Annotated in this window: 24 protein-coding genes; 18 read left to right on the forward strand and 6 right to left on the reverse strand. The window is 61.8% G+C overall.

All coding sequences use genetic code 11. From position 1 onward, the window contains the following. Positions 1-2: 2 nt before the first annotated feature. Both BLS51_RS17415 and BLS51_RS17420 read left to right on the forward strand, forming a co-directional pair. Positions 3-896 (forward strand): ExeA family protein, encoded by an 894-nt coding sequence (locus BLS51_RS17415; RefSeq protein ID WP_090185252.1) that lies wholly within the window; start codon positions 3-5, stop codon positions 894-896. After that, positions 893-2,185, forward strand: coding sequence for a tetratricopeptide repeat protein (locus BLS51_RS17420; protein WP_090185258.1), 1,293 nt, complete (start codon positions 893-895; stop codon positions 2,183-2,185). The genes BLS51_RS17415 and BLS51_RS17420 overlap by 4 nt, the downstream gene beginning before the upstream one ends. On the opposite strand, the gene BLS51_RS17425 is transcribed toward BLS51_RS17420, so the two are convergent. The 3 genes from BLS51_RS17425 to BLS51_RS17435 are packed head-to-tail and all read right to left on the reverse strand — an operon-like array spanning position 2,186 to position 4,771. After that, positions 2,186-3,145 carry an HD-GYP domain-containing protein gene (locus BLS51_RS17425; RefSeq protein WP_229208069.1) on the reverse strand — a complete coding sequence of 320 codons (960 nt, stop codon included), beginning with the start codon at positions 3,143-3,145 and terminating at the stop codon, positions 2,186-2,188. A 7-nt stretch (positions 3,146-3,152) separates the two neighbouring features. Continuing rightward, the gene (locus BLS51_RS17430) at positions 3,153-4,307 is read right to left on the reverse strand and encodes a pyridoxal phosphate-dependent aminotransferase (protein WP_090185262.1); all 1,155 of its coding nucleotides are present in this window, start codon (positions 4,305-4,307) and stop codon (positions 3,153-3,155) included. Positions 4,308-4,336: 29 nt separating this feature from the next. Continuing rightward, positions 4,337-4,771 carry a putative toxin-antitoxin system toxin component, PIN family gene (locus BLS51_RS17435; RefSeq protein WP_090185267.1) on the reverse strand — a complete coding sequence of 145 codons (435 nt, stop codon included), beginning with the start codon at positions 4,769-4,771 and terminating at the stop codon, positions 4,337-4,339. 36 nt (positions 4,772-4,807) lie between these two features. On the opposite strand from BLS51_RS17435, the gene yaaA reads away from it, so the two are divergent. Continuing rightward, positions 4,808-5,578 carry a peroxide stress protein YaaA gene (gene yaaA / locus BLS51_RS17440; RefSeq protein ID WP_090185270.1) on the forward strand — a complete coding sequence of 257 codons (771 nt, stop codon included), beginning with the start codon at positions 4,808-4,810 and terminating at the stop codon, positions 5,576-5,578. 37 nt (positions 5,579-5,615) lie between these two features. On the opposite strand, the gene BLS51_RS17445 is transcribed toward yaaA, so the two are convergent. Beyond that, positions 5,616-6,431: an outer membrane protein assembly factor BamD gene (locus BLS51_RS17445; protein ID WP_090185274.1), complete on the reverse strand. Its 816-nt coding sequence runs from the start codon at positions 6,429-6,431 to the stop codon at positions 5,616-5,618. A gap of 87 nt (positions 6,432-6,518) precedes the next feature. Here BLS51_RS17445 and BLS51_RS17450 point away from each other — a divergent pair, with 87 nt between their 5' ends. Together BLS51_RS17450 and pgeF are read left to right on the forward strand one after the other, a co-directional pair. Continuing rightward, a complete protein-coding gene (locus tag BLS51_RS17450) occupies positions 6,519-7,541 on the forward strand; it encodes an RluA family pseudouridine synthase (RefSeq protein ID WP_229207626.1) in 1,023 nt (340 codons plus the stop codon). After that, positions 7,541-8,329, forward strand: coding sequence for a peptidoglycan editing factor PgeF (gene pgeF / locus BLS51_RS17455; protein WP_090185285.1), 789 nt, complete (start codon positions 7,541-7,543; stop codon positions 8,327-8,329). Before BLS51_RS17450 ends, pgeF begins: the two co-directional genes overlap by 1 nt. Here the strand turns inward: pgeF and BLS51_RS17460 are convergent. After that, positions 8,312-8,521, reverse strand: a complete 210-nt coding sequence (locus BLS51_RS17460; protein WP_090185290.1) for a hypothetical protein — start codon at positions 8,519-8,521, stop codon at positions 8,312-8,314. The two genes, pgeF and BLS51_RS17460, sit on opposite strands and share 18 nt — an antisense overlap. A gap of 32 nt (positions 8,522-8,553) precedes the next feature. Here BLS51_RS17460 and phaC point away from each other — a divergent pair, with 32 nt between their 5' ends. The 8 genes from phaC (at position 8,554) to BLS51_RS17500 (ending at position 19,279) form a co-directional block, all read left to right on the forward strand. Beyond that, positions 8,554-10,200, forward strand: coding sequence for a class I poly(R)-hydroxyalkanoic acid synthase (phaC, locus tag BLS51_RS17465; RefSeq protein WP_090185293.1), 1,647 nt, complete (start codon positions 8,554-8,556; stop codon positions 10,198-10,200). A 166-nt stretch (positions 10,201-10,366) separates the two neighbouring features. Further along, entirely contained in the window at positions 10,367-10,924 is a 558-nt protein-coding gene (phaR, locus tag BLS51_RS17470; protein WP_090185297.1) for a polyhydroxyalkanoate synthesis repressor PhaR, read from the forward strand. A 213-nt stretch (positions 10,925-11,137) separates the two neighbouring features. After that, positions 11,138-12,457 (forward strand): GH1 family beta-glucosidase, encoded by a 1,320-nt coding sequence (locus tag BLS51_RS17475; protein ID WP_373994335.1) that lies wholly within the window; start codon positions 11,138-11,140, stop codon positions 12,455-12,457. Between the two features lie 50 nt (positions 12,458-12,507). Next, positions 12,508-13,755, forward strand: coding sequence for an ABC transporter substrate-binding protein (locus tag BLS51_RS17480; RefSeq protein ID WP_090185304.1), 1,248 nt, complete (start codon positions 12,508-12,510; stop codon positions 13,753-13,755). A 3-nt stretch (positions 13,756-13,758) separates the two neighbouring features. Beyond that, positions 13,759-14,643, forward strand: a complete 885-nt coding sequence (locus tag BLS51_RS17485; protein ID WP_090185308.1) for a carbohydrate ABC transporter permease — start codon at positions 13,759-13,761, stop codon at positions 14,641-14,643. An 83-nt stretch (positions 14,644-14,726) separates the two neighbouring features. Then, positions 14,727-15,605 carry a carbohydrate ABC transporter permease gene (locus BLS51_RS17490; protein WP_373994336.1) on the forward strand — a complete coding sequence of 293 codons (879 nt, stop codon included), beginning with the start codon at positions 14,727-14,729 and terminating at the stop codon, positions 15,603-15,605. A 2-nt stretch (positions 15,606-15,607) separates the two neighbouring features. Continuing rightward, positions 15,608-16,693, forward strand: coding sequence for an ABC transporter ATP-binding protein (locus BLS51_RS17495; RefSeq protein WP_090185312.1), 1,086 nt, complete (start codon positions 15,608-15,610; stop codon positions 16,691-16,693). Positions 16,694-16,861: 168 nt separating this feature from the next. After that, positions 16,862-19,279, forward strand: coding sequence for a TonB-dependent receptor (locus BLS51_RS17500; protein WP_175472610.1), 2,418 nt, complete (start codon positions 16,862-16,864; stop codon positions 19,277-19,279). A gap of 67 nt (positions 19,280-19,346) precedes the next feature. Here the strand turns inward: BLS51_RS17500 and BLS51_RS17505 are convergent, their stop codons facing one another. Next, positions 19,347-20,354: a LacI family DNA-binding transcriptional regulator gene (locus BLS51_RS17505; protein WP_090185318.1), complete on the reverse strand. Its 1,008-nt coding sequence runs from the start codon at positions 20,352-20,354 to the stop codon at positions 19,347-19,349. 104 nt (positions 20,355-20,458) lie between these two features. Here BLS51_RS17505 and rimO point away from each other — a divergent pair, with 104 nt between their 5' ends. From rimO to hisC, 5 genes are all read left to right on the forward strand, one after another. Beyond that, positions 20,459-21,850, forward strand: coding sequence for a 30S ribosomal protein S12 methylthiotransferase RimO (gene rimO, locus BLS51_RS17510; RefSeq protein WP_090185322.1), 1,392 nt, complete (start codon positions 20,459-20,461; stop codon positions 21,848-21,850). Between the two features lie 71 nt (positions 21,851-21,921). After that, positions 21,922-22,770 (forward strand): creatininase family protein, encoded by an 849-nt coding sequence (locus BLS51_RS17515; RefSeq protein ID WP_090185327.1) that lies wholly within the window; start codon positions 21,922-21,924, stop codon positions 22,768-22,770. Continuing rightward, positions 22,767-23,996, forward strand: a complete 1,230-nt coding sequence (locus BLS51_RS17520; RefSeq protein WP_229207627.1) for a YncE family protein — start codon at positions 22,767-22,769, stop codon at positions 23,994-23,996. The genes BLS51_RS17515 and BLS51_RS17520 overlap by 4 nt, the downstream gene beginning before the upstream one ends. A gap of 1 nt (position 23,997) precedes the next feature. Beyond that, positions 23,998-25,167 (forward strand): cystathionine beta-lyase, encoded by a 1,170-nt coding sequence (locus BLS51_RS17525; RefSeq protein ID WP_090185329.1) that lies wholly within the window; start codon positions 23,998-24,000, stop codon positions 25,165-25,167. Further along, complete coding sequence (gene hisC, locus BLS51_RS17530) at positions 25,164-26,222, forward strand: histidinol-phosphate transaminase (protein ID WP_090185332.1); 1,059 nt, start codon at positions 25,164-25,166, stop codon at positions 26,220-26,222. Before BLS51_RS17525 ends, hisC begins: the two co-directional genes overlap by 4 nt. Positions 26,223-26,259 lie beyond the last annotated feature (37 nt).

A 26,259-nucleotide genomic window follows, 5' to 3' on the forward strand; every position in this document is an offset into this window, starting at 1 on the left:
TTATGTACAGCAAACACTTTGGCCTGCGTGAAGCGCCGTTCAGCATCACGCCGGATACCAGCTATTTCTTCACCAGCCCGCATTCGCAAGAGGCGTTGAATACCCTGCTGGTGGCGGCCAAGAGCGGCGAGGGCTTCATCAAGATCACCGGCGAGGTGGGCACCGGCAAGACGCTGCTGTGCCGTAAATTCATCGCCACCATCGGCCCGGATTTTGTGACGGCGTATATTCCGAATCCCTACCTGGAGCCGCGCACGCTGATGCTGGCGCTGGCCGATGAATTGGAAGTGCCGCTGGAGAAGGATGTTGACCAGCACCAGCTGCTGAAGTCGATCACCAATCGCTTGATGGACCTGGCGCGCGAGGGCAAGCAGGTGCTGTTGCTGCTGGACGAGGCGCAGGCGATTCCGACCGAGAGCCTGGAAGCCTTGCGCCTGCTGACCAATCTGGAAACCGAGAAGCGCAAGCTGTTGCAGATCGTGCTGTTTGGCCAGCCTGAGCTGAATCAGCATTTGCAGGCGAATGCGATCCGCCAGCTGGCGCAGCGCATCACGTTTCATTATCACCTGGGGCCGCTGTCGCGCGATGATATCGAGTATTACATCGCGCATCGTTTGCGGGTGGCGGGCTATACCGGCGGACGGCTGTTCAGCCGGGCGGCGATTTCGCGTTTGTACAAGGCCAGCGGCGGGATTCCGCGTCTGGTGAACATCATGGCCAACAAGTCGCTGATGCTGTGTTTTGGCGAGGGCAAGCAGCAGGTGAGCGGGCGTCACGTCAGCCTGGCGGCCAGCGATACGGTGGCGGCCGCGCGCGGCGTGCGCTGGCCTTGGATGGCGGCGGGTGTAAGCTTGCTCATCGCCGCTTGCGGTTTGACCTGGGCGCTGACCAAATGAGCTTGATTAATAAAATGCTGCAGGACCTGGACGCGCGCGGCGGCGCCGGGGAGGATGCTGTGCATCAGCAGGAAGTGAAGGCCGTGCCGGTGACGGAGCGGGATCGCCGGCCTTTGCTGATTGGCGGCGCTGTTGCCGGCGTGCTGGTGCTGGCGGCGGGCGGATGGTATGGCTGGCAGTATTGGCAGTCGCACAGCGCGCCGCCACCTGGACCGGCGCCCAAGATCGTCGATAATCGACCGCCACGCACGGCGGTGCCAGCAGCCAGCCAGCCGGGCAGCGCGCCTGCGCCCACGTCGGCCACGGCTAGCCAGCCGGGCGCCACGCCATCGTCGGCCGTAGGCAGCCACCAGGATGCCGCGCCAGCGTCGGCCGTAGGTAGCCGCCGGGATGCCACGCCAGTGTCGGCCGTAGGCAGCCACCAGGATGCCGCGCTTGCTTCGACCAAGTTGCCTACCGATGCGGCCACGCCGCAATTGGCGCACAGCACGCCGGTGTCGATCAAGTCGCCGGTCGGCGCGGCCACGCCGCGGTTGACGGACAGCGCGCCTGCGGCGGCCAAGCCGGCGCGGGCGGCTGTTGAGCGCGCGCCGCGTCTGCCACGCGCATCGAGCAGTGCGGCGACGGAATTGGCTGAACACGCTGCGCCATCGGAGGCCGCTCGCGAACGTAAAGCCGCGTCGGCAGCCAAATCTGAAGGCGTAGTCGTGCGCGAGCTGACGCCGAAGCAAATGTCGGAAAACAGCTACCGCCATGCGCTGTCGGCATTGCAGGAAGGCCGCATCAACGCTGCGCTGGCCGACCTGGATAAGGCCGTCGAAATCGATCCGCGCAACGACGCCGCGCGTCAAACCTATGTCAGCCTGCTGCTGGAAAACCGCCGCACCGACGACGCCATCCGCCAACTGCGCCTGGCGCTGGGCATCGACACCCGCCAGCCCGGCCTGGCGATCATCCTGGCGCGTCTGCAACTGGAGAAGGGCGGCCCGGCGTTGGATACCTTGCTGAAGACCTTGCCCTACGCCGGCAACAATGCCGAATACCTCGGCTTCCTGGCCGGCGTGCTGCAACGTGAACAGCGTCACGCCGAAGCGGCGGAACAGTACCGCAACGCGCTGGCAATCGCGCCGGACAATGCGATATGGTGGATGGGCCTGGGAATTTCGCTGCAAGCGGACCAGCACCTGCCGGAGGCGCGCGAAGCTTATCGCCATGCACGCAGCGGCATCGGCCTGACACCGGAACTGAAATCCTTCGTCGACCGCAAGCTGGACCAACTGTCGCGCTGATTACAGGCTGGCTTGCGCGCCCCAGATCTGCTTCATGCTGAAGCGGGTGGCGGCCTCGTCTTCGCTGAGGCCCTCGGAGATGCCGCCCAAGCCCGTATTGCAGCAGCGCGGCTGCGCCGGCGTCATCATCGCGCCGGCAGCATCGCGCAGGTAGTGCACCTGCAAACCGTTGCTACAGCCCTGACGGCGGCTGACCACGCCAATCTCACCGCCGTCCAGGCGCACCAGGCAGCCCGGCGGAAAGTCGCCCAGCTCGCGCTTGAAGCAGTCGGCCAGATGCGGATCAACCGGCGCCGCCTTATCCTCCACCAGATTGCGCAACGCCAGGCTGGGCAGGATCGACTTGCGGTAATTGCGCGCCGATACCTGCGCGCAATAGCGGTCCGCAAAGCTCAGCAGCTTGGCGTTCAGCGTGACTTCCGGGCTGGCGATGCCTGACGGATAGCCGCTGCCCTCATCGTTTTCGTGATGCATCAGCACGCAGGAAATCCAGTCATCGTCATCCACGCCAACGCAGCGCAGCATGTCCGCGCTTTCCTCCGGATGACGGCGCACGATGGCCATTTCTTCCTTGCTCAGCGGCGCATTCTTGTTCTGGAAACCCTCGTGATGGCGCAGCATGCCGACATTCATGGTCAGCGCGGCCGCAGTCACCGTCAGCGTGCTGGCGGCGCTCATCTGCATGCTGCGCGCAATCACCACCGTCACCACCGCCGTCTCGATACAGTGGCGCACCGCATAAGTGCCATTGATCTGACCGAGGAAGATGCAGGCCAGCGCCACGTCGGGATTGATCTCGACCGCGCGTATTACATCGGCGGCGATGTCGCGCATCTCGCCCTCGGCGTTGTGCTCGTTGCGCAGATTGTGCAGCAGGCGCTCCAGGCGGCGATTGCACAGGTTGAGCTGATGCAGCGCCGACGACGATTCATTATTTGGATTGGTGTCGGACATTTCCATCCCGATCTTAAACTTGGGCCAGGCGCTGCAGCGCCAGTGCCAGTGTCTCGTCCTTTTTGGCAAAGCAGAAGCGCACGATGCCGGACTCCTTGCCTTGCTGATAAAACGCCGATACAGGAATCGCCGCCACCTTGATCTCGGTGGTCAGCCATTCGGCGAATTCGGCTTCCGTCTGTGATGAGATTTTATCGTAGCGCACGCATTGAAAGTAGGTGCCGTCGGCTGGCAACAACTCAAAACGCGATTTTTTCAGGCCATCGCGGAACAGGTCGCGCTTGCGCTGATAAAACATTGGCAGTTCGAGATATGGTGTCGGATCGGCCATGTAGCTGGCGATGCCATGCTGCATCGGCGTGTTGACGCTGAAAACGTTGTACTGGTGGACCTTGCGGAATTCCGCCATCAATGGCGCCGGCGCCGCCACATAGCCGATCTTCCAGCCGGTGACGTGGTACGTCTTGCCGAAGCTGGACACCACGAAAGCACGCTCCGCCAGTTCGGGATAGCGGCTGACCGATTCGTGGCGCTGGCCATCATAGACCATGTGTTCGTAGACTTCATCCGACAGGATCAGCACATCGGTGCCGCGCACGATGTCGCTCAGCGCCTGCATGTCGGCGGCGCGCAGCACGGTGCTGGTGGGATTGTGCGGCGTGTTGATGACGATCAGGCGCGTCTTGCCGTTGACGGCGGCAGCCACCTTGGCCCACGGCACGGTATAGCCATCGGCCCCGACTTCCATTTCCACCGACACCGGCACGCCGCCGGCCAGCGTAATCGCCGGCACATAGCTGTCGTACACCGGCTCGATGACGATCACCTCGTCGCCAGGATGCACGCAGCAGAAGATGGCGGTGGTCAGCGCCTGGGTGGCGCCGGCGGTGACGGTGATCTCGCTGTCGACGTGGTATTCGTGCCCGTACAGCGCGGCGATCTTGGCGACGATGGCCTGGCGCAGCACCGGCGCGCCGCTCATCATCGGATACTGGTTGAAATCGGCCTGCATGGCGTCGTTGACGGCGGCCAGCAGGCTGCGCTCGCAGCCGAAATCCGGAAAGCCCTGGCCGAGGTTGACGGCGCCGGCCTGCGCGGCCAGCTGGGACATGCGGGTGAATACGGTGGTTCCGACTGCGGGCAGGCGTGTCGTCAGTTGAGGCGTCATCGGCAGAGGCGTTGTTATGGACAGATGACCTATTCTAGCGCAATCCACTTCTCTGGCAACATCACCTTGAACATGCCTTCGCGCGCCAGCCGGCGGGCCAGCTTCAGCAGCGCCTTGTCCTTGGTGATCAGCACCTCGGCCTGGGCGTCGCGGGCGATTTCGAGGAATTTCTGGTCGGCCTTGTCGCTGCACACCGGCAGCTTGATGCCGGACTCAGGCGGTGCCACCACCTTGATCAGCGCGTCGAAGCGGGCGGCGGCGAGGGGGCGACTATCTTCGTCCAGCGGCAGGTGCTTATAGTGCAGCACGATGTTGTACTCGTCGCGGCAATCGGAACGGGTAACGGCCTCGATCTCGCCGCGCTCGATGGCGCTGACCAGCTTGGCCCAGCGCGGATCGTTGAAGACGAACAGGTCGAGACAAACGTTGGTGTCGATAACGACTTTCTTTGGAACAGGTATCATGTAGGCTAGTTACGTAAAAATGTATTTTGGAATCTTATGCTGATAGTGCTTTCCCCGGCAAAAAGTCTCGACCTGGAGACTCCGCCAACCACCAAGCTGCACACCGAACCATCGTTCCTGGACCACTCCGAACAACTGATCCACCGCCTGCGCGAGTTTTCGCCGGCCGAGCTGGGTGAGCTGATGGACTTGTCCGACAACTTATCCGCGCTCAACGTTGCCCGTTACGCCTCCTGGACCAAAGACACCAGCGAGGCGCGCCAGGCGGTCATGACCTTCAACGGCGACGTCTATGATGGCCTCGATGCGCGCACTTTACAGCCGAAGCAGCTGGACTACGCGCAATCGCGCATCCGTATCCTGTCCGGCCTGTATGGCATGCTGCGTCCGCTGGACCTGATCCATCCGCACCGGCTGGAAATGGGCACCCGCCTGAGCACGCCGCGCGGCAAGAACCTGTACGACTTCTGGGGCGACACCATTGCCCAGGCGCTGAACAACACCGCGAGCGAGCAGGGCGCCGACACGCTGGTCAACCTGGCGTCCGAGGAATACTTCAAGTCGGTCAAGCCGAAGGCGCTTGCGGTGCCGGTGATCACGCCGCTGTTCGAAGACTGGAAGAACGGCAAATACAAGATCATCTCGTTCTACGCCAAGCGCGCGCGTGGCCTGATGGCGCGCTACGCAGCTGTCAAAGGCATCACCGATCCACAAAAGCTGAAAAAGTTCGACATCGACGGCTACACCTACGTGCCGTCCGCCTCGGACGACAAAACCTGGCTGTTCCGCCGCAAACTGGCTGAATAAAAAAACCGGGATTCAGCTCCCGGTTTTTTACTTGCTTTTACATCGAAGCGTTGGAGCTCCAGAAGCGCCACCACTTGCGTTCCTGCTTTTTGCCTTCGTCCAGGAACTTGGAGTTAGGGTAGTTCAGCTTGAATACGCGCTCGGTGTCGTTTTTCAGCTCGGTCATGCCCAGCTTGTCGTAGCTGCGTATCATGATGAACAGCGCTTCCTCGATCACCGGGGTGTCGCGGAAATCGTTCATGATGCCCATCGCGCGGTTGGCGGCGGCCAGGTAGGCACCACGGCGATAGTAGTAGCGCGCCACGTGCACTTCATACGAGGCCATCGCGTTCAGCAGATAACGCATGCGGTCCAGCGAATCCGGCGTATACTTGCTGTTAGGGAACTTGGTCACCAGTTCCTTGAAGGCCGCGTAGGCTTCGCGCGTGGCTTTCGGATCGCGCTCGGTGGCGTCCTGCTCGTAGACGAAGTTCAGGAAACCGATCTGGTCATTGAAGTTGATCAGGCCGCGCAGGTAGTACATGTAATCAACGTTGGCGTGATTCGGGTGCAGCTTGATGAAGCGCTCGACTGCCGCCAGCGCCTGTGCCTGGTCCTGCGATTTGTAGTAGGCATAGGCGATATTCATCTGCGCCTGCTGGGCGTAGGTGCCGAATGGATAGCTCGATTCCAGGCGTTCATACAACTGAATTGCACGCTCGTAGTGCTGGCCTTCCAGTTCTTCGCTCGCCTCCGAGTATAATTTCGATGCGCTCCAACCTTTTGTTTCGTCGGCTTTTTCAGAGAAAAGGCCGCAACCGGACAAACCAAGCAGAACAACCGTTGCCGCAACTACCGATAATTTTTTTTGCATATCTTTTGCAAGAAACTGTTTAACCAAAGTTTTACGAGGCTAATTATAGCCGATAGGATTACCGTGATATTAAACGCAAAGCCGAATTTGGCCGAATCTTCCTCCGAACACGATGCCGACACTGACCTGATCGTCAACGACGGCGATTTTGGCGACGACGAGGACGGCCTGGCGCCGATCGAGCTGCAGCTGGTGCCCGAACACTGCGGCCAGCGCCTCGACAAGGTCATTTCCGGCCTGGTGCCGCAATTCTCCCGCGGCCGCCTGCAAACCTGGATCACCGACGGCTTCGTCTCGGTGGACGGCAAACCGGCGAAAAGCACCAAGGATACCGTCTACGGCGACGAGAAGGTCATCATTCTGCCCCAACCCGAGCCGGAAGACGAGGCTTTTAAGCCGGAACCGATGGAACTTAACATAGTTTTCGAGGACGAACACCTGATTGTGGTGAACAAACCGGCTGGCCTGGTGGTTCACCCGGGCGCCGGCAACTGGTCCGGCACGCTGCTGAACGGCCTGCTGCACCACAGCCCGCAGCTGTCCGGCGTGCCGCGCGCCGGTATCGTGCACCGCCTGGACAAGGATACCAGCGGCCTGATGGTGGTCGGCAAAACGCTGGCCGCGCAGACCGATCTGGTGCGCCAGCTGGCCGCGCGCACCGTCAAGCGCGAGTATTTCGCAGTCGTGTGGGGCACGCCGCGCATAAGCGGTACTATTGATGCGGCGATGGGACGTCACCCGCGCGACCGCGTCAAGATGGCGGTGTCGACCGGCATGGGCTCCAAGCCGGCCATCACCCACTACCAGCTGATCAGCAGCGGCAAGCTGGGCGAGGGACGTCCTGTCAGTCTGGTGCAGTGCCGCCTGGAGACAGGCCGCACCCACCAGATCCGCGTGCACATGCAGTCGATCGGCTTCCCGCTGGTGGGCGATACGGTGTACGGCAAGCAGCACCTGGCCGACTATTTCCCGCGCCAGGCACTGCAAGCGCGCCGCCTGGGGCTGGTACACCCGGCCACCGGCGAACAATGCGAGTGGCTGGTGCCGCTGGCCGATGATTTTGCTGCACTGCTGGCGCGAGCCGGCATCGATGAACCGGAACAGATTTGATGGCTACACAGCAGCAATGGTTGATCCCGAACTGGCCGGGCTTGCCCGACAATGTGGGCGTGCTGTCGACCACGCGGCGCGGCGGTGTCAGCCCGGCGCCGTATGACGACGGCATGGGCGGCGGCGGCCTGAACCTGGGCACGCACGTCGGCGATCAGCCGCACAATGTTGCTGCCAACCGGGCCATCCTGCGCCAGATGCTGCCGGACGACCCGGCCTGGCTGTCGCAGGTGCACGGCACGGCCGTGGCCAACCTGGCCAAGGTCGGTCCGCAGCAGGTACCAGAGGCGGACGCCAGCCTGTCGACGCTGCCCGGCAAGGTGTGCGTCATCATGACCGCCGATTGCCTGCCGGTGCTGTTTGCCGACAAGCAGGGCAAGACTGTGGCTGCTGCCCATGCGGGCTGGCGCGGCCTGGCGTCCGGCGTGCTGGAAAATACGGTGGAGGCGATGCGCGCCGCCGGCGCCGGCGAGCTGAGCGCCTGGATGGGGCCAGCCATCGGTCAGTATCAGTTTGAGGTGGGGCCGGACGTCAAGCAGGCCTTCCTCGGCGGCGCGGTCGACGATTCGGGCGTGCGCCATGTGGAGGCGGCGTTCAGCACCATGGAAGGCAAGCCGGGCAAATACCTGGCCGACATCTACAGCCTGGCGCGCTATCTGCTGCATCGGGCCGGCGTCAAGGATGTGCATGGCGGCGAGTTCTGCACCGTCTCCAATTCCGGCCGTTTCTATTCTTACCGCCGCGATGGTGTCACCGGCCGCCAGGCCACCTTAATCTGGCTCAAATGAACGTGCTTCCCGTGCGGCTTGCTCGGCAGCGCGTCGCCGGGCCTTGCGCTTGCCCGTGCCGGCGATGTACATCAAGGTCCCCAGTGGCAGCACGCAATAGAACAAAAACGTTACAATTCCCGCAACCACAGAAGTTTCTGTCAGCGCCATCAGGCCGACGACGTATATCCAAGCAATAGCAACAATCAGCATCGTGTTTAACTCACTACTTTAGGGAACCACACATGAATTTGCCCGATCCGAACGCTTTCAACGCCTGGATGCAGTCGAATCCGATGGCCGCCATGATGCAGGATGTCGGCGCGCACATCAAGCCGGAGGCGATGGAGCAGCTGAAGAATGACTACCTCAAGGATTTCGGCGCGTTGTGGCAGGACTTCATTTCCGGCAAGACGCTGCCGGTCAGCGATCGCCGTTTCAGCTCGTCCGCGTGGCAGGGCAATCCGATGTCGGCGTTCAACGCCGCCGCTTATCTGTTGAATGCCAGATTCCTGAGCGCGATGGTGGACACCGTGGATGTCACGCCGCAACAAAAACAGAAAATCCGTTTCGGCGTGCAGCAGATTATCGACGCCATGTCGCCGGCCAATTTTCTGGCCACCAATCCGGAAGCGCAGCAAAAGCTGGTGGAAACCAAGGGTGAGAGCCTGACGCGCGGCCTGGCCAATATGCTGGGCGACATGAGCAAGGGTCACATCTCGCTATCGGATGAGTCGGCGTTCGAGGTGGGGCGAAACCTGGCGATTACCGAAGGCACGGTGGTGTACGAGAATCCGCTGTTCCAGCTGATCCAGTACACGCCGAAAACCGCCAGCGTCAGCCAGACGCCGCTGCTGATGGTGCCGCCTTGCATCAACAAATTCTACATTCTCGACCTGCAACCGGAAAACTCGCTGGTGCGCTATGCGGTGGAGCAGGGTAATACGGTATTTCTGATTTCGTGGAGCAATCCGGACAAATCGCTGGCGCGCACGACCTGGGATGATTATGTCGAAAAAGGCGTGATCCAGGCGATCCGCGTGGTGCAGGACATCAGCGGCGAAGACAAGCTGAACATGTTCGGCTTCTGCGTCGGCGGCACCATCGTCGCCACCGCGCTGGCGGTGCTGGCCGCGCGCGGCGAGCAGGTGGCCAACAGCCTGACCTTGCTGACCACCTTCCTCGACTTCAATGACACCGGCGTGCTGGATGTGTTTGTCGACGAAACCCAGGTGGCGCTGCGCGAGCAGCAACTGAAGGATGGCGGCCTGATGCCGGGGCGCGACCTGGCCAGCACCTTCTCCAGTCTGCGTCCGAACGACCTGGTGTGGAACTATGTGCAGTCCAACTACCTGAAGGGCAACGACCCGGCGGCCTTCGACCTGCTGTACTGGAACTCGGACAGCACCAACCTGCCGGGACCGATGTTCTGCTGGTATCTGCGCAATACCTATCTGGAGAACAAACTGAAGACCGGTGAACTGGTCGTGGCGGGCGAGAAGGTCGACCTGACCAGCATCGACGTACCGGCCTTTGTCTACGGCTCGCGCGACGACCATATCGTGCCGTGGCCGTCGGCCTTCGATTCGCTGGCCATCCTCAGCGGCCCGACACGCTTTGTGCTGGGCGCCTCCGGCCACATCGCCGGCGTCATCAACTCGCCGGCCAAGAACAAGCGCAACTATTGGACCAATGACAGCGGCAAGGCCGACTCCGCCGACGCCTGGTTCAAGAATGCCAGCGAAACACCGGGCAGCTGGTGGCCGGAGTGGGCGAAGTTCCTCGACCAGAACGGTGGCAAGAAGGTCAAGGCCAAGGGCAAACCGGGCAATGCCAGGTATAAGGCGATCGAGCCGGCGCCGGGGCGCTACGTCAAGGTGAAGGCAGATTGACGTTGGTTGCGTTGCAATAGAATCCAAATACTTGTATCAGATTGTGCAAGTTATTTGCTTTCGCCTCTATAATAAGTAAAAGTAGGCACGCGGGAAGGGGACTACCAGTCCGCTTTCTATCCGATTTTTAAGAGACATGCGCTGCGGCGCAATAAACGGACTTGTGATGAGTAGTGCGAAAAAAAATGCTGACCGCCTGATCAAAAAATACCCGAACCGTCGTCTGTACGACACGCAGACCAGTTCCTACATCACGTTGACCGACGTGAAGCAGCTGGTACTGGACAACGAGGAGTTCACCGTTGTCGATGCCAAGAGCAACGAAGACCTGAGCCGCAGCATCCTGCTGCAAATCATCCTGGAAGAAGAGGCCAGCGGCGCGCCGATGTTCTCCAGCGATGTGCTGGCGCAGATCATCCGCTTCTACGGCCACGCCATGCAGGGCATGATGGGCTCCTACCTGGAGAAGAATGTCCAGGCCTTCACCGACATCCAGCGCAAGTTCACCGGCAGTGCGGTGGGCGGCCAGCCATTCAGCCCGGAAATGTGGAACCAGTTCATGAATGTCCAGGGCCCGATGATGCAGGGCATGATGAACAATTACATCGATCAGAGCAAGAGCCTGTTCGTGCAGATGCAGGAGCAGATGCAGAACCAGAGCAAGAACCTGTTCGGCACTTTCCCGTTCGCACCGGTGCCACCAACGCCGACCGACAAAAAGTAATTTCGCTACGTCCTGCGTAGGCGCAACGGCACAGCACACGCAAGTGGCTGTGCCGTTTTTGTAGCTTGATTACAAAATCCCCAGTATTCTGTTGACACCCGAAATTCTTCGGTAGTACTATCGACAACATCTTGTGGAAGCGCTTCCACTCCCTGTTCAGACAAAGGAGTTCGTGTGGTTCAAGAGCTGTTTCAGCCGCCGGCCGGTTCGGTTGTGTGGGATAAGGACTTCCTGATTGGCGCCGCCACGGCTGCCTATCAGATCGAAGGCGCCGTCCACGAAGATGGCCGCATCCCGTCGATCTGGGATACCTTCGCGGCCACGCCGGGCAAGGTGCTGGCCGGCGACACCGGCGAATTCGCCTGCGACCACTACCATCGGTGGCAGGAGGACGTTGAACTGCTGGCGGCATTGAACGTCGGTGCCTATCGCCTGTCGATTTCCTGGCCGCGTGTGATGACTGCCGACGGCCAGGCCAACGAGAAGGGCATCGCCTTCTATCGCAACTTGCTGAAAGCCTTGCGCGCCAAGGGCCTGAAAACCTACGTCACGCTGTACCACTGGGACCTGCCACAGCACCTGGAAGACAAGGGCGGCTGGGTCAACCGCGACACCGCCTACAAGTTCGCCGAGTACGCCGACATGATCAGCAAGCAGCTGCATGGCCTGGTCGATGCATGGGCCACGCTGAACGAGCCATGGTGCTCGGCGATGCACGGCTACGGCACCGGCCACCACGCGCCGGGCAAGCAGGATGTGGTGTTTGCCACGCAGGCCATGCATCATCTGCTGCTCGGCCACGGCCTGGCGGTGCAGCATCTGCGGGCGAATGATCCGCAGGCGCAGGTGGGCATCGTCGCCAACGTCGGCCGTGGCACCAGCACTGATACCAGCGCCGCCGGCCAGCGCGCCGCCTGGCTGTTCGAGCTGCAGCACAATAACTGGATACTCGATCCGCTGCTGAAAAAATCCTATCCATCGGCGCTGTGGGAATTATGGCCAGGCGCGCAGCCGACCATCCTGAACGGCGACATGGACATCATCGGCGCGCCGCTCGATTTCCTCGGCATTAATTACTACTTCCGTACCAACGTGGTCAGCGACGGCGGCAGCGGTTATGTCGAAGTGGACCTGGAGGGCGTCGAACGCACGCAGATGGGATGGGAGGTGTACCCGGATGGCCTGCGGCATCTGCTGGTCGGCTTTCATCGCGACTATCCTAACCTGCCGCCGATCTACATCACCGAGAACGGCATGGCCACCGATGACCAGGTGGTCGATGGCGAAGTGGATGACAGCCAGCGCATCTCCTTCCTGAACCGCCACCTGGAAGCGGTGAATCAGGCGGTGAAGGAAGGCGTCGATGTGCGCGGCTATTTCATCTGGTCGCTGATGGACAATTTCGAATGGGCCTTTGGTTATGAGCGTCGATTCGGTATCATCCACGTCGACTACGCGACACAGAAACGCACGCTGAAACGCAGCGCGAAATTGGTTACACAATTTTTGGCGCAGCGATCCGCCCAAAAGTAAGTTACACGAATAGAATGGGGCGCTTTGACGCCCTCAGGGAGACAAACAGAATGTACAAGGCCACAAAAGTGGGCTGCGCCATTGCGCTTGCCCTGTCGGTAGCTGCCGCCGCACACGCGCAGGCGCCAGCGCCACTAAAAGCCACCGTGATTCACTGGTGGACCTCGGGCGGCGAATCGGCCGCAGTCAAGCAGTTCGCGGATGCCTACAACAAGGCGGGCGGCCAGTGGGTCGACCAGGCTGTCGCCGGCGCCGACCAGTCGCGCGCCACCACCATCAACCGCATCGTCGGCGGCAACGCGCCAACGGCCGCACAGTTCAATACCTCGAAGCAGTTCCGCGACTTCGTTGAGCAGGGCTTGCTGAATAATGTGGACGACGTGGCGATTGCCGGCAAGTGGGACCAGATCATGCCGCCGTCGATCCTGCAGGCGATCAAGGTCAATGGCCACTTCTATGCCGCGCCGGTGGACATTCACATGCCGGCCTGGTTCTTCTACTCCAAGGCCGCGTATAAAAAAGCCGGCATCACGTCGGAGCCGCAGACCTGGGACGAATTCCTGGCGCAACTGGCCAGGCTGAAAGCGGTCGGCGTCGTGCCGCTGGCCTTCGGCGGCCAGGTGTGGCAGGAGAAGATCACCTTCGACGCCATCTTCGCCATGGTCGGCGGCGCCGACCTGTATTTGAAAGTCTATCGTGACCGCGATCAGAAAGCGGTGATGTCGCCAGCCTTCCGCCAGGTGCTGGTCGAATTCAAAAAGCTGAAAGGCTTTGTCGATGCCGGCTCGCCGGGCCGTAACTGGAATGATGCGACCGCGCTGGTTGTCCAGGGCAAGGCGGGCGTGCAGATCATGGGTGACTGGGCCAAGGGCGAATTCGCCGCCGCCAAACAGGTGGCAGGCAAGGACTTCGGCTGCTTCGCCGGCTTCGGTCCGAAAGCGCCGTACATCGTCGCCGGTGATGCCTTCGTCTTCCCGAAAACCACTGACGCCAACGCGATCAAGGCACAGAAGCTGCTGGCCAATGTAGTAACTTCGCCAGCGGCGCAAGTGGCCTTCGCCGCGCGCAAGGGCGCGATCCCGATACGTGGCGATGTCGACGAATCCCAGCTGGACCTGTGCGCGCGCCAGGGCCTGGCTATCATGAAGGACAAGACGCGCCAGCTGCCGAACAGCGAAATGCTGGCGACGCCCGACACCACAGGCGCGCTGCAGGATGTGCTGACCAGCTACTGGAACAAGAACCAGTCGCCGGACGATGCGCAGAAAGCATTCGCCCGCGCCATCAAGGGCGACTAAGCCATGACGAAGAAACGTCAAAGCGTTTCGGTCGCCGCCTACATCGCCATCCTGCCGATGGCCTTGACGGTGCTGCTGGCCTACCTCGGCACCATGCTGTGGACGGCGCGCGTATCGGTCAGCAGCTCGCGCACTTTCCCGGCCAGTGACTTTGTCGGCGCCTCGCAGTACATCCGCCTGTTCAACAACGAGCGCTGGCTGCTGTCACTGCAAAACGTGGCGGTGTACGGCGTGCTGTTCATCGCCGCCTGCCTGATCATCGGCTTCCTGCTGGCGGTATTCATTGACCAGAAAGTGATGGCGGAAGGCGCGCTGCGTACCGTGTTCCTGTATCCGTACGCGATGTCCTTCGTCGCCACGGGCCTGATCTGGCAATGGATACTGAACCCGGAGCTGGGCATCCAGGAAGTGCTGCACAAGCTGGGCTGGACCGAAGCGAAATTCGACTGGATCGTCGACCAGGACATGGCCATCTACACCATCGTCATCGCCACCGTGTGGCAGGCTTCCGGCCTGGTGATGGCGCTGATGCTGTCCGGCCTGCGTGGTGTGGATGAAGAAATCTGGAAGGCCGCGCGCATCGACGGCATCCCGCGCTGGCGCGTCTACAGCAGCATCGTGCTGCCGATGCTGGGCGCATCGGTATCGACCGCCTTCGTGCTGCTGTTCGTGATGGTGGTGAAGGTGTTTGACGCGGTGGTGGCGATGACCCAGGGCGGGCCGGGCACGGCCAGCGAAGTGCCGGCCAAGTTCATCATGGATTATCTGTTCGGCCGCGCCAATATCGGCCTGGCTTCCGCTGCTTCGATCGTGCTGCTGCTGACGGTGCTGGCCATCGTCGCGCCGCTGTACTTCGTGCGCAGTCGTCGCGCCGCATTGGGGGCATGATGGGACAAGTTGTGAAACTCGATAAAACCGCCGCCGCGCGCGCCGCAGAGCAGGCCCGCCTGGCTGCTGCCAATGACGCCAGTATTCCGACACCGCGCCCGCGCCGCAAGCTGGCATGGACGCCGGCGCGCATCGGCGTGTATGCCTTCCTGATCGTGGCGGCCTTGTTCTTCCTGCTGCCGCTGTATGTGATGCTGGTGACGTCGGTGAAGCCGATGGAAGAAATCCGCCTCGGCACGCTGTTCGCGCTGCCGCAGCATATGACGCTGGGGCCGTGGTCGCAGGCCTGGTCGTCGGCCTGTACCGGCCTGGAATGCGACGGCATCCGTGGCGGCTTCTGGAACTCGGTGGCCATCGTGGTGCCGAGCACCATTCTATCGATCGCCATCGGGGCGATCAACGGCTATGCGCTGTCGTTCTGGCGGCCGCGCGGCGCCGGCGTGCTGTTTGCCATCCTCATGATGGGCGCCTTCATTCCGGTGCAGGTGATGATCTATCCGCTGGTGCGGGTGCTGGCGGCGGTGAACCTGTTCAGCTCCCTGCCGGGCATCATCCTCATCCACACCATCTTCGGCATGCCGGTGATGACGCTGCTGTTCCGTAACTACTATGCAGCGCTGCCGATGGAACTGTTCAAGGCGGCGCGGATTGACGGTGGTGGCTTCTGGCGCATCTTCCTGCAGCTGATGCTGCCGATGTCGACGCCGGTGATCGTGGTCGCGGTCATCATGCAGGTGACCGGCATCTGGAATGACTTCTTGCTTGGACTCGTGTTTGCGGGTTCCGAGCACTTGCCGATGACGGTCCAGCTGAACAACATCATCAACACCACTACCGGTGAGCGCCTGTACAACGTCAACATGGCGGCAACGATACTGACGTCGATCGTGCCGCTGGTGCTCTACTTTATATCTGGCCGCTGGTTCGTGCGCGGCATCGCCTCCGGCGCTGTGAAGGGTTAATCATGTCTAACGTAGCTATTCGAAATTTGCAGATTCAGCTGGGCGGCAACAAGGTGATTGAATCGCTCAACCTGGATGTGAAAGCAGGGGAGTTTGTGGTGCTGCTTGGGCCATCGGGATGTGGCAAGTCGACGCTGTTGCACAGTATCGCAGGCCTGATCGACACCAGCGCTGGCCAGATCGAAATCGGCGGCCGCGACATGACCTGGGCCGATCCGAAGGACCGCGGCATCGCGCTGGTGTTCCAGTCCTACGCGCTGTATCCGACGATGAATGTAGAAGCGAATATGTCCTTTGGCCTGCGCATCAACGGCACGCCGAAGGCGGAAATCGCCCGCCGCGTGAATCGCGCCTCCGACATGCTGCAACTGGGCCCGCTGCTGAAGCGCAAGCCGGCCAACCTGTCGGGCGGCCAGCGTCAGCGCGTGGCGATCGGCCGCGCCATCGTGCGCGAGGCCGACGTGATGCTGTTCGACGAGCCGCTGTCGAATCTTGACGCCAAGCTGCGCACCGAACTGCGACGCGAGCTGAAACAGTTGCATAAGCAACTGGGCGCGACGATGATCTACGTGACCCACGACCAGGTCGAAGCGATGACGCTGGCGCAGCGCATGGCGGTGATGAAGGGGGGCGTGGTGCAGCAGTTCGACACGCCGGACGTCATCTACAACACGCCCGCCAACCTGTTCGTGGCCACCTTCCTCGGCTCGCCCGGCATGAACCTGTTCAAGGGCGAACTGGAAACGCAGGACGGCCGCACCGTGTTCCGCAACCAGCATCTGTCGGTCGACGTAACCGGCTACCCATTCAAGCAGCCGCTGACCGGCAAGCACGCGTGCGTGCTGGGCGTGCGGCCGGAAGATATCGACGTCGGGCATATTGACGGCGTTGGTCAGGCAGTACGCGCCTCGGTTTCGCTGATCGAAGCCATGGGCGCGCACCGCGTAGTATGGCTGGACTTCCACGGCACCCAGGTCGCGGGCATCGTGCAGGACCAGCAGCAGATCGAAACCGAGAAGGAGATCAGCTTCTCGATCCGCACCAATCGTATTTCCCTGTTTGACGGAGCCACCGAACACCGGCTCTAAAAACCGGGGTCAGTTCTGCCAAACGCACACGAGCTCATGTACGTTTGGCAGAACTGACCCCGGAATTTCCGTAGTTGCCTAATCACCGGGTCTGCCATGGTATGGCCCGACGCCTACGTGCGTCTTGTGGTGGAACCGGTTCCACTTGGAAGAAGCGAGGAGACATCAATGAAAAAAACCGTTTTAGCCTTGAGCATCGCGCAGATGATGTTGAGCGGCGGCGCAGCGTACGCGCAGCAGCAGGCGGCAGCCGATACACCGGCGGCCAGCGACAACGTCGAGAAGATCATCGTCACCGCTACCCGGCGCGATACGTTGGTGCAGGATACGCCGCTGGCGATTACTGCCTACACCCAGGACACGTTGGCCAACAACCAGGTCAAGGATCTGGCGTCAATGACCGCCATGGTGCCTAGCCTGGTGGTGGAGCCGCACAGCGATTCGGGCGGCGTGCATGTGTACATGCGCGGCGTCGGTTCGGCCAATCACACGGAGCTGGGTGACCCGGCGGTGGCGTTCTACGTCGACGGCATTTACGTGCCGCGTCCGCAGGGTGCGACGGCGCTGATGTATGACCTGAACCACGTCGAGGTGGCGCGCGGCCCGCAAGGCACGCTGAACGGCCGTAACTCCACCGCCGGCGCGGTCAACCTGGTGTCCGGCGCGCCAAGCACCTCGAAGGTGTTCGGCTCGGCCAGCGTGGTGGTGGGCGATTATCATCGCATCCAGACCCAGGCCATGATCAATATCCCGCTGAGCGAGGACATCGCGCTACGCATCGCCGCCATCAAGGACCAGCATGATGGCTATGTCGATTTCCGCAAGGGCTCGAACGTTTCGCCCGGCACGCAGAAATATGGCGCCGGCGACCAGCAGGGCGCGCGCGCCTCGCTGTTGTGGAAGTTCACGCCGGACCTGAAGGCGACCTTCATCGCCGACTACTATAGCGACACTGGCGCCGGCAATATCTACCTGTCGGCCGAACCGCAGCCTGGCCAGGACCTGCGCTCGGCGCTGATCGATACGGCGGGAACGCTGGATCAGTCCATCATCACCGCCAAGGCCAAGGTGCAATGGCGTCCGGTCGAGGGCATCGAGGCGCAGTACCTCGGCGCGTGGAGCCGCCTGAAACGCAGCAACGCCAGTGATGCCGACGCCGGTTTCTACCCAGGCTTCAAGGCGGAGAACCGCACCGAGTGGGGCCAGTTCGACAGCCTGTCGAACGAGCTGCAACTGCGCTCGGATTCCGAAGCGCCACTGCAATGGGTGGGTGGCCTGTTCTTCTTCCGCGAGAAGAACAAGGTCCGCTTCGACATCGACCGCAGCCAGATTTCGGAAGAGATGCTTAACCAGAGCATTGCCAATGGCAGTGTGATTTTCGTGCAGCCGACCGTCGGCCAGTATGCGTCGGCGATGTCTTTCATTCAGGGTAACCGCCAGCTGCACTCGAAAGCCGCCTTCGCCCAGGCCAGCTATGAGCTGGACCCGGTATGGAAGCTGACCGCCGGCGCGCGCTACACCAAGGACCACAAGTACGATATCGGCGGCCAGAACTGGGCTTGCCCGAACTGGCCGGACAACGCGCCGCGCGGCGCCACGCTGACGCCAAGCCAGATCGCGCAGCTGGTGACGCCGGGCACCGGCACCATCAACACGCACAACATCGGGCCGGGCGGCATCGTCAATCAGTCCACCTGCGGTAATACCTACGGCGACAACACCGCCGATCTGGCCTACGGCCAGGCGACCTGGCTGGGCCGCGTGGAGTACAAGGTGTCGAAGGACATCCTGACCTTCGCTTCGGTGACCACCGGCTTCCACTCGCCAGCCATCGGCGACGGCGGCGCTACCACCAAGCCGGAAAAGCTGACCAGCTATGAGCTGGGCTTCAAGTCAGACCTGCTGGACCGCAAACTGTCGCTGAACATCGATGCGTTCTGGATGAAGTACAAGGACAAGCTGGAATCGCAGGTGGTCAATAACACGCTGCAGAACTTCAATGCGGCCGGAGCTTCGGTCAAAGGCATCGAGGCGGAATGGGCGTGGCGCCCGACCAGCGCTGACCGCTTTAGCGGCAACGCCACCTGGCTGAAAGCGCGCTATGACGACTTCCTGTCCTGTGACGTCGACGCCGCGCGCGCCAACGGCCAGGCCTGTGGCACTACTGCGCCTACCGTGAATGTCGGCGGCAGCGTACTGAAACACGCGCCGACCTTCGCCACCACGCTGATGTACGAGCATGACTTCGACACCGGCAGTGGTCGCATCACGCCGCGTATTTCGACGCACCACGAGACCAAGTCCTTCGTCGGCTCGGGCGCGTTTGCCGACGATGTGCCTGGCCATCCGGGCGTGAAGATGCAGGCGGCGTACACCACGCTGGATTTGAGCGTGCGCTATGAACCGCGCGGCAAGGCCTATACGGCCGAGCTGTTCGTCAATAACGCCACCGACAAGGAAGTCAAGTACGACGCCATCGAAGTTTGCACGCAAGTGGGCGCACCGTGCCAGCCGAAGCAGCAGATCTGGGCGGCGTATTACAACGCGCCGCGCACACTGGGCGCTCGCGTATCGATGAAGTTCTGAAGTTGCTGTAAGGGGTAGTAGTGTAGTGGGTCTTTGGGCTGGCGCCGTCCCTCCGTCAGCCCTTTTTTTATTTTGGCGCCGCCACCGAGCCGCGCATGGTGACGCTGACCGGGAATACGCGCCGGATCTCGTGCTGCGTGCCGTAGCAGTTGTTGAGCAGCCAGCGTACCGCATTCTGCGTCAGCTGCTGCATCGGGATATGCACGGAGGTCAGGCCTGGTGAGGAGAACTCGGCCGAGTAGTCATCATCATAGCCGACGATGGAAACGTCGCCCGGAACGCTGATGCCGGCGCGATGGAAGCAGGACATCGAACCCACCGCCATTTCATCGTTGGCGCAGAACAGGCCAGTGAAATCGCGACCCTCGTCAATCAGTTGCTGGGTCGCGGCAAAGCCACCTTCACGCGAGAAGTCGGATGGAATCAGGCGCACCTGATCGCGCTGAATGCCATGACGCGCCAGTTCGTCAAAGAAGCCATGCAGGCGCTCCTCGTTATCCCAGGTGCCGGCCGGGCCGGACACCACAGCCAGCTTGCGGTGGCCGGCTTCCAGCAGCGTGCGCGCCGCCAGTTCGCCGCCATGGCGATGATCGGGGCAGAACGACGATGCCTCCAGGCCGGGGCCGCGGCGGTTCAGGAACGCCATTTTCGGATGCATCTTGTGCAGCATCTGCATGTCCTCATCCATCAGGTCATGGCCCAGCACCACGATGCCGTCGCAATCGCGGCCGATCAGGAACTTGACCGCTTCGATCGCTTCCTCGCGCGGTGTGCCGTCACCGCAGCCGGTGGCGACCACCACGTGGCGGCGCAGCGCGCGCAGTTCGATGTCGGTTTGCTTGAGGATGGTGCCGTAGTAGGCGCCGAAGAAGGAGGGACAGAAGATGCCGATCATGCCCAGCGACTGCGCCGACAGCGAGCGGCCGATGGACGAAGGGCGGAAGTTCAGCTGTTCGATGGCGGCTTGCACTTTTTTCATCGCCTCGGCCGACACCGGGCCGGCACCTGAAATGGCGCGCGATGCTGTCGACATGCCTACACCGGCAAGCATTGCGACGTCTTTCAGTGTTGCCACACCATCTCCTATGAAGAACTATAAACTCAGGGCGTTAAGCCACTATCGTAACATGGTATAATCGTCGATTGCTCGTAATTATTGTGACGTTTGAAGCAACCATCATGCAATCGCAACCACTCTCCCGTCTTCCCAAGCCAGCCGCCGGCGCGCCAGCACCGAAAGTGGGCTTCGTTTCGCTCGGCTGCCCTAAAGCGCTGGTCGACTCCGAACAGATTCTCACCCAGCTGCGCGCTGAAGGTTACGAGACCGCCAAGTCGTATGACGGCGCCGATCTCGTGATCGTCAACACCTGCGGCTTCATCGACGCCGCCGTGCAGGAATCGCTGGACGCCATCGGCGAAGCGCTGGCCGAAAACGGCAAAGTGATTGTGACCGGCTGCCTTGGCGCCAAGAAGGATGCCGACGGTTCGGACCTGATCACCAAAATCCACCCGAAAGTGCTGGCCGTGACCGGCCCGCACGCGCTGGGCGAGGTGATGGACTCGGTCCACTTGCACCTGCCGAAACCGCACGAACCATTCATCGATTTGATCCCGCCGCAGGGCATCAAGCTGACGCCGAAGCACTACGCCTACCTGAAGATTTCGGAAGGCTGCAACCATCGCTGCTCGTTCTGCATCATCCCGTCGATGCGCGGCGACCTGGTGTCGCGTCCTATCGGTGAGCTGCTGCTGGAAGCGGAAAACCTGTTCAAGTCCGGCGTCAAGGAACTGCTGGTGATTTCGCAGGATACCTCGGCCTACGGCGTTGACGTCAAATTCCGTACCGGCTTCTGGAATGGCCGCCCGATCAAGACCCACATGACACAGCTGATGGAAGCGCTGGGCGAGCTGGCCAAGTCCTATGGCGCCTGGGTGCGCGCGCACTACGTCTATCCGTATCCGCACGTCGACCAGGTGATTCCGCTGATGGGCGAGCATATCCTGCCTTACCTGGACATCCCGATGCAGCACGCGCATCCGGACGTGTTGAAGCGCATGAAGCGACCGGCCAGCGGCGAGAAGAACCTGGACCGCATCCTTGCATGGCGCAAGATGAATCCGGACCTGACCATCCGCTCCACCTTCATCGCCGGCTTCCCTGGCGAGACCGAGGCGGAATTCGAATATCTGCTGGACTTCCTGAAGGAAGCGCAGATCGACCGCCTGGGCTGTTTCGCCTACTCGCCGGTGGAAGGCGCCACCGCCAACGATCTGGCCAACCCGGTGCCGGAAGAGGTGCGCGAAGAGCGCCGTGGCCGCGTCATGCTGCTGCAGGAAGAAATCTCGAAAGCGCGCCTGAAAGCCAAGGTCGGCAAGACCATGCGCGTGCTGATCGATGAGGTCAATCGCACCGGCGGCGTAGGCCGTTCGGCTGCCGACGCGCCGGAAATCGACGGCGTGGTGTACGTCAAGCCGCCGTTCGAGCCGCACAAGAAACTGGTGGTCGGCCAGTTCGTTGATGTGAAAATTACGACATCCGACGCTCATGACATGTGGGGAGAGGCACTTTAAACCGCTTCGTCTACTATAATAAAGGCGGGCCAGCGTTTGACGCGGTCCGCCTTTTTTTACGATTGAAGCTTATGCGTGATTTGAAACTCCCGGTAGCCCTTGCGGTTTGTCTGTTGGCAGGCGCGCTGGCGCGTCCGGTGGCTGCGGCCGAGGCGCCGGTCATGCTGGAAGAAATGACCAGCACCGAACTGCGTGCCCGCATCGACGCCGGCGCCACCACCGCCATCATCCCCATCGGCGGCACCGAGCAAAGCGGCCCGTATATCGCGCTGGGCAAGCACAATGTGCGCGCCACCGTGCTGGCGCGGACCATCGCGCAAAAACTGGGCAACGCCGTGGTCGCGCCGGTGGTGGCTTATGTCCCGGAAGGCAGCATCACGCCGCCTGCTGGCCACATGAAGTTTGCCGGCACGCTGTCGATTCCCGAGTCCACCTTTGAAGACCTGCTGTTCGGCGCCGCGCAAAGCCTGCGCCAGCACGGCTTCCGGCATATCGTGCTGATCGGCGACCATGGCGGCTACCAGAAAAGCGAAACCCGCGTCGCCGAGCGCCTCAATAAAGCCTGGGCCAAGGATGGCAAGACGCGCGCCCTGGCGCTGCTGGCGTACTACGACGTGACGCAAGCACCTTTTATCGCCGACCTTGAAAAGCGCGGCTACAGCAAGGCCGAAATCGGCCTGCATGCCGGCCTGGCCGACGCCGCGCTGATGCTGGCCACTGACAAATCCCTGGTGCGCAGCGAAGCGCTGGCGCGTGGCCCATCGCCGACCGTGGCGCAAGGCGTGCGTGGCGATGCCCGCCGCGCCACCGCCGACCTGGGCAAGCTGGGCGTGCAGCGCATCGTCGACACCTCGGTTGCAGCGATTTCCGATTTTGCGGCGCATGGCGCGCCGTCCACCACTAGTAAAGCATCCAAATGAAAACTCATCGCATCGTCTATGCGGCGCTGGCCGCCGTTGGTCTGGTTGGCGCCGGCAGCCTGCTGGCCGTGTCCAATATGCAGCCGGCGCAGGCCGCCGCGCCGGCTGCCGCTGCGGCCCCGGTCAATGTCTACGCCGGCATCAGCAGCGCGCATTTGAGCCCGGCCACCAAGGACCATTTGCCGCGTGTGTATGTGCCGAACCTGCGTTCCAACGATGTCTACGTGATCGATCCGGAAACGATGAAAGTGGTGGACAAGTTCAAGGTCGGCGTCGGCCCGCAGCACGTGGTGCCAGCGTATGACCTGCAAGCGCTGTGGGTGGCGAATAACGCCGAACGCACCAACAAGGGCAGCCTGACGCCAATCGATCCGCGCACCGGCAAGCCAGGCACGCAGGTTGCGGTGGATGATCCCTACAATATGTACTTCTCGCCGGATGGCAAATCCGCCATCGTGGTGGCGGAAGCCTTGCACCGCCTGGACTTCCGCGATCCGAAGACCATGCAGATGCAGTACGCCATCGACGTGCCTGAATGCGGCGGCATCAACCACGCCGACTTCTCGCCGGACGGCCGCTATGCCATGTTCACCTGCGAGTTCGCCGGTTCGGTGGCGCGCATCAACCTGGCGACGCGCAAGGTCGAAGGCTATCTGAAGCTGTCGATGCCGACCACGCGCTTCTCGGAAAAAGATCCGATCGACCAGTTGCTGGCCAACGAGGTATGCAGCAAGAAGAAGGGCATGCCGCAGGATATCCGTGTTTCGCCGGACGGCAAGCGCTACTACATCGCCGACATGGACGCGGACGGCGTCCACGTGATCGATGCGGCGTCGTTCACCAAGGTCGGCTTCATTCCGACCGGCGTGGGCGCGCACGGCCTGTATCCTAGCCGCGACGGCACCAAGCTGTATGTGGCCAATCGCGGCACGCACAACATCCACGGCAAGCGCAAGGGCAAGGGCCGCGTGACGGTGATCGACTTCGCCACCGAAAAAGTGGTGGCGCAATGGCCTATCCCTGGCGGCGGCAGCCCGGACATGGGCAACGTCAGCGCCGATGGCAAGTATCTGTGGCTGTCCGGCCGCTTCGACGATGTGGTGTACCGCATCGACACCAGCAACGGCGACGTCAAGCAGGTCAAGGTCGGCCAGGAGCCGCATGGCCTGACCGTGTGGCCGCAGCCGGGCCGCGTATCGCTGGGCCACACCGGCAATATGCGCTGACATGACGGTGCAAAAATCTCCGCAAACGGCGCTGATCCACACGGATTACAGGGCGCCGGAGGGATTCGAAGCTTTTCCGGGCGCGATCCACCACGCCTCCACGGTGCTGTTCAAGAACGTGGCAGCCATGCGCTCGGGTGACTGGAAAGAGAAGAACGCCTATACCTACGGGCTGCATGGAACGCCGACCACGTTCACGCTGGAGGCGCGGCTGGCCGAAATTGAAGGCGGCAAGCATTGTCTGCTGGCGCCGAGCGGCCTGGCCGCCATCGCCATGGTCGACTTTGCGCTGCTGAAATCCGGCGACGATGTGCTATTGCCGGATAACGTCTACAACCCGAACCGCGAGTTGGGACGTTGGCTGTCGGCCGATTTCGGCATCACTGCGCGCTACTACGACCCACTGGTCGGCGAGGGCATCGCCGCCCTGATCCAGCCGAATACGAAGCTGATCTGGACTGAGGCACCGGGTTCGGTGTCGATGGAAGTACCGGACCTGCCGGCCATCTGCAAGGCTGCACACGAACGCGGCGTGCTGGTGGCGCTGGATAACACCTGGGCCGCCGGCCTGGCCTTGCGCGGCTTCGACCTGGGCGCGGACATCATCATGCAGGCGCTGACCAAGTACCAATCGGGCGGCTCTGATGTGCTGATGGGCGCTGTCATCACCCGTGACCGCGCGCTGTACGACCGTATCAGCCTGGCGCACATGCGCCTCGGCCTCGGTGTTGGCGCGGACGACGCTTATCTGGTGTCGCGCGGCCTGCCGACCATGCGTCTGCGTTTCGATGCGCACGACGCGGCGGCGCGCAAGCTGGCGGCGTGGCTGCAATCGCGGCCGGAGATCAAGCGCGTGCTGCATCCTGCCCTTGCCGATTGTCCCGGCCATGAGGTCTGGAAGCGCGACTTCACCGGCGCCGGTGGCCTGTTCTCGGTGATTTTCGATGAACGCTATACCGAAGAACAGACGGACCGCTTTGTCGATGCGCTCAAGCTGTTCAAGATCGGCTATAGCTGGGGCGGCGCTAACAGCCTGGTCATGCCGTACCGCATACAGCATATGCGCAAGAACTGGCCGGACCAGGGCGTACTGGTGCGCTTCAATGTGGGACTGGAAGACGTACAGGATTTAATCGCCGATATCGAGCGGGCATTTGAGGAAATGGCATGAGCAAGTTCTGGAGTAAAGTCGTACATGGTCTGACGCCGTACACGCCGGGTGAGCAGGTGCAGATGCCTGGCCTGGTGAAGCTGAACACCAACGAAAATCCATACGGCCCTTCGCCGAAGGCCATCGCCGCGATGCGCGAGGCGGCTGGCGATGGGCTGCGCAAGTATTCCGATCCGTCGAATGCGGCGTTGAAGGCCGCAGTGGCGCGCCGCTTTGGCCTGGAGCGCGCGCAGGTCTTCGTCGGCAACAGCTCAGACGAAGTGCTGGCGCATACTTTTCATGCCCTGCTGAAGCACGATCTGCCGCTGCTGGCGCCCGACATCAGCTACAGCTTCTATCCGACTTATTGCAGCCTGTATGGCATCGAATGCGTGCAGGTGCCGCTAAATGAGCGCTTCGAGATCGATATCGACGACTATAAGCAGCCATGTGGCGCCATCATCATCGCCAATCCGAACGCGCCGACCGGCATCGCGCTGACGCTGGACCAAATCGAAGCGCTGGTGAAAGCACATCCGGATCAGGTGGTGGTGATCGATGAAGCCTATGTGGATTTCGGCGCGCAAAGCGCCGCTGCGCTGCTGGACCGTTACGATAATCTGCTGGTGATTCAGACGCTTTCAAAATCGCGCTCGCTGGCTGGTCTGCGTGTCGGCTTCGCGCTCGGCCATGCGGACCTGATCGCGGGCCTGGAGCGCGTGAAGAACAGTTTCAATTGCTATCCGCTGGGCCAGGTGCAGCAGGCCGGCGCGGTGGCGGCGCTGGACGATGTGACGTACACCGAGCAGACCTCGCAAGCCATCATCGCCAGCCGTGCGTGGCTGACGGCGCAGATGCAGGCGCTGGGCTTTGAGGTGCTGCCGTCGCACGCCAACTTCATCTTCACCCGCCATCCGCAGCACGACGGTGCGCAGCTGGCGAAGGCGTTGCGCGAACGCGCCATCCTCGTGCGTCACTTCACGGCGGCGCGCATCGATCAGTTCCTGCGTATCTCGATTGGTACGGACGAGGAGTGTGGCAAGCTTGTCGAGGCACTGAAAGCTATTCTGTCCTGAACACAATCTGATATACTGTATGCGCATACAGTATACT

The organism is Duganella sp. OV510 (genome assembly GCF_900100205.1).
Taxonomy (GTDB): Bacteria; Pseudomonadota; Gammaproteobacteria; order Burkholderiales; family Burkholderiaceae_D; genus Rugamonas.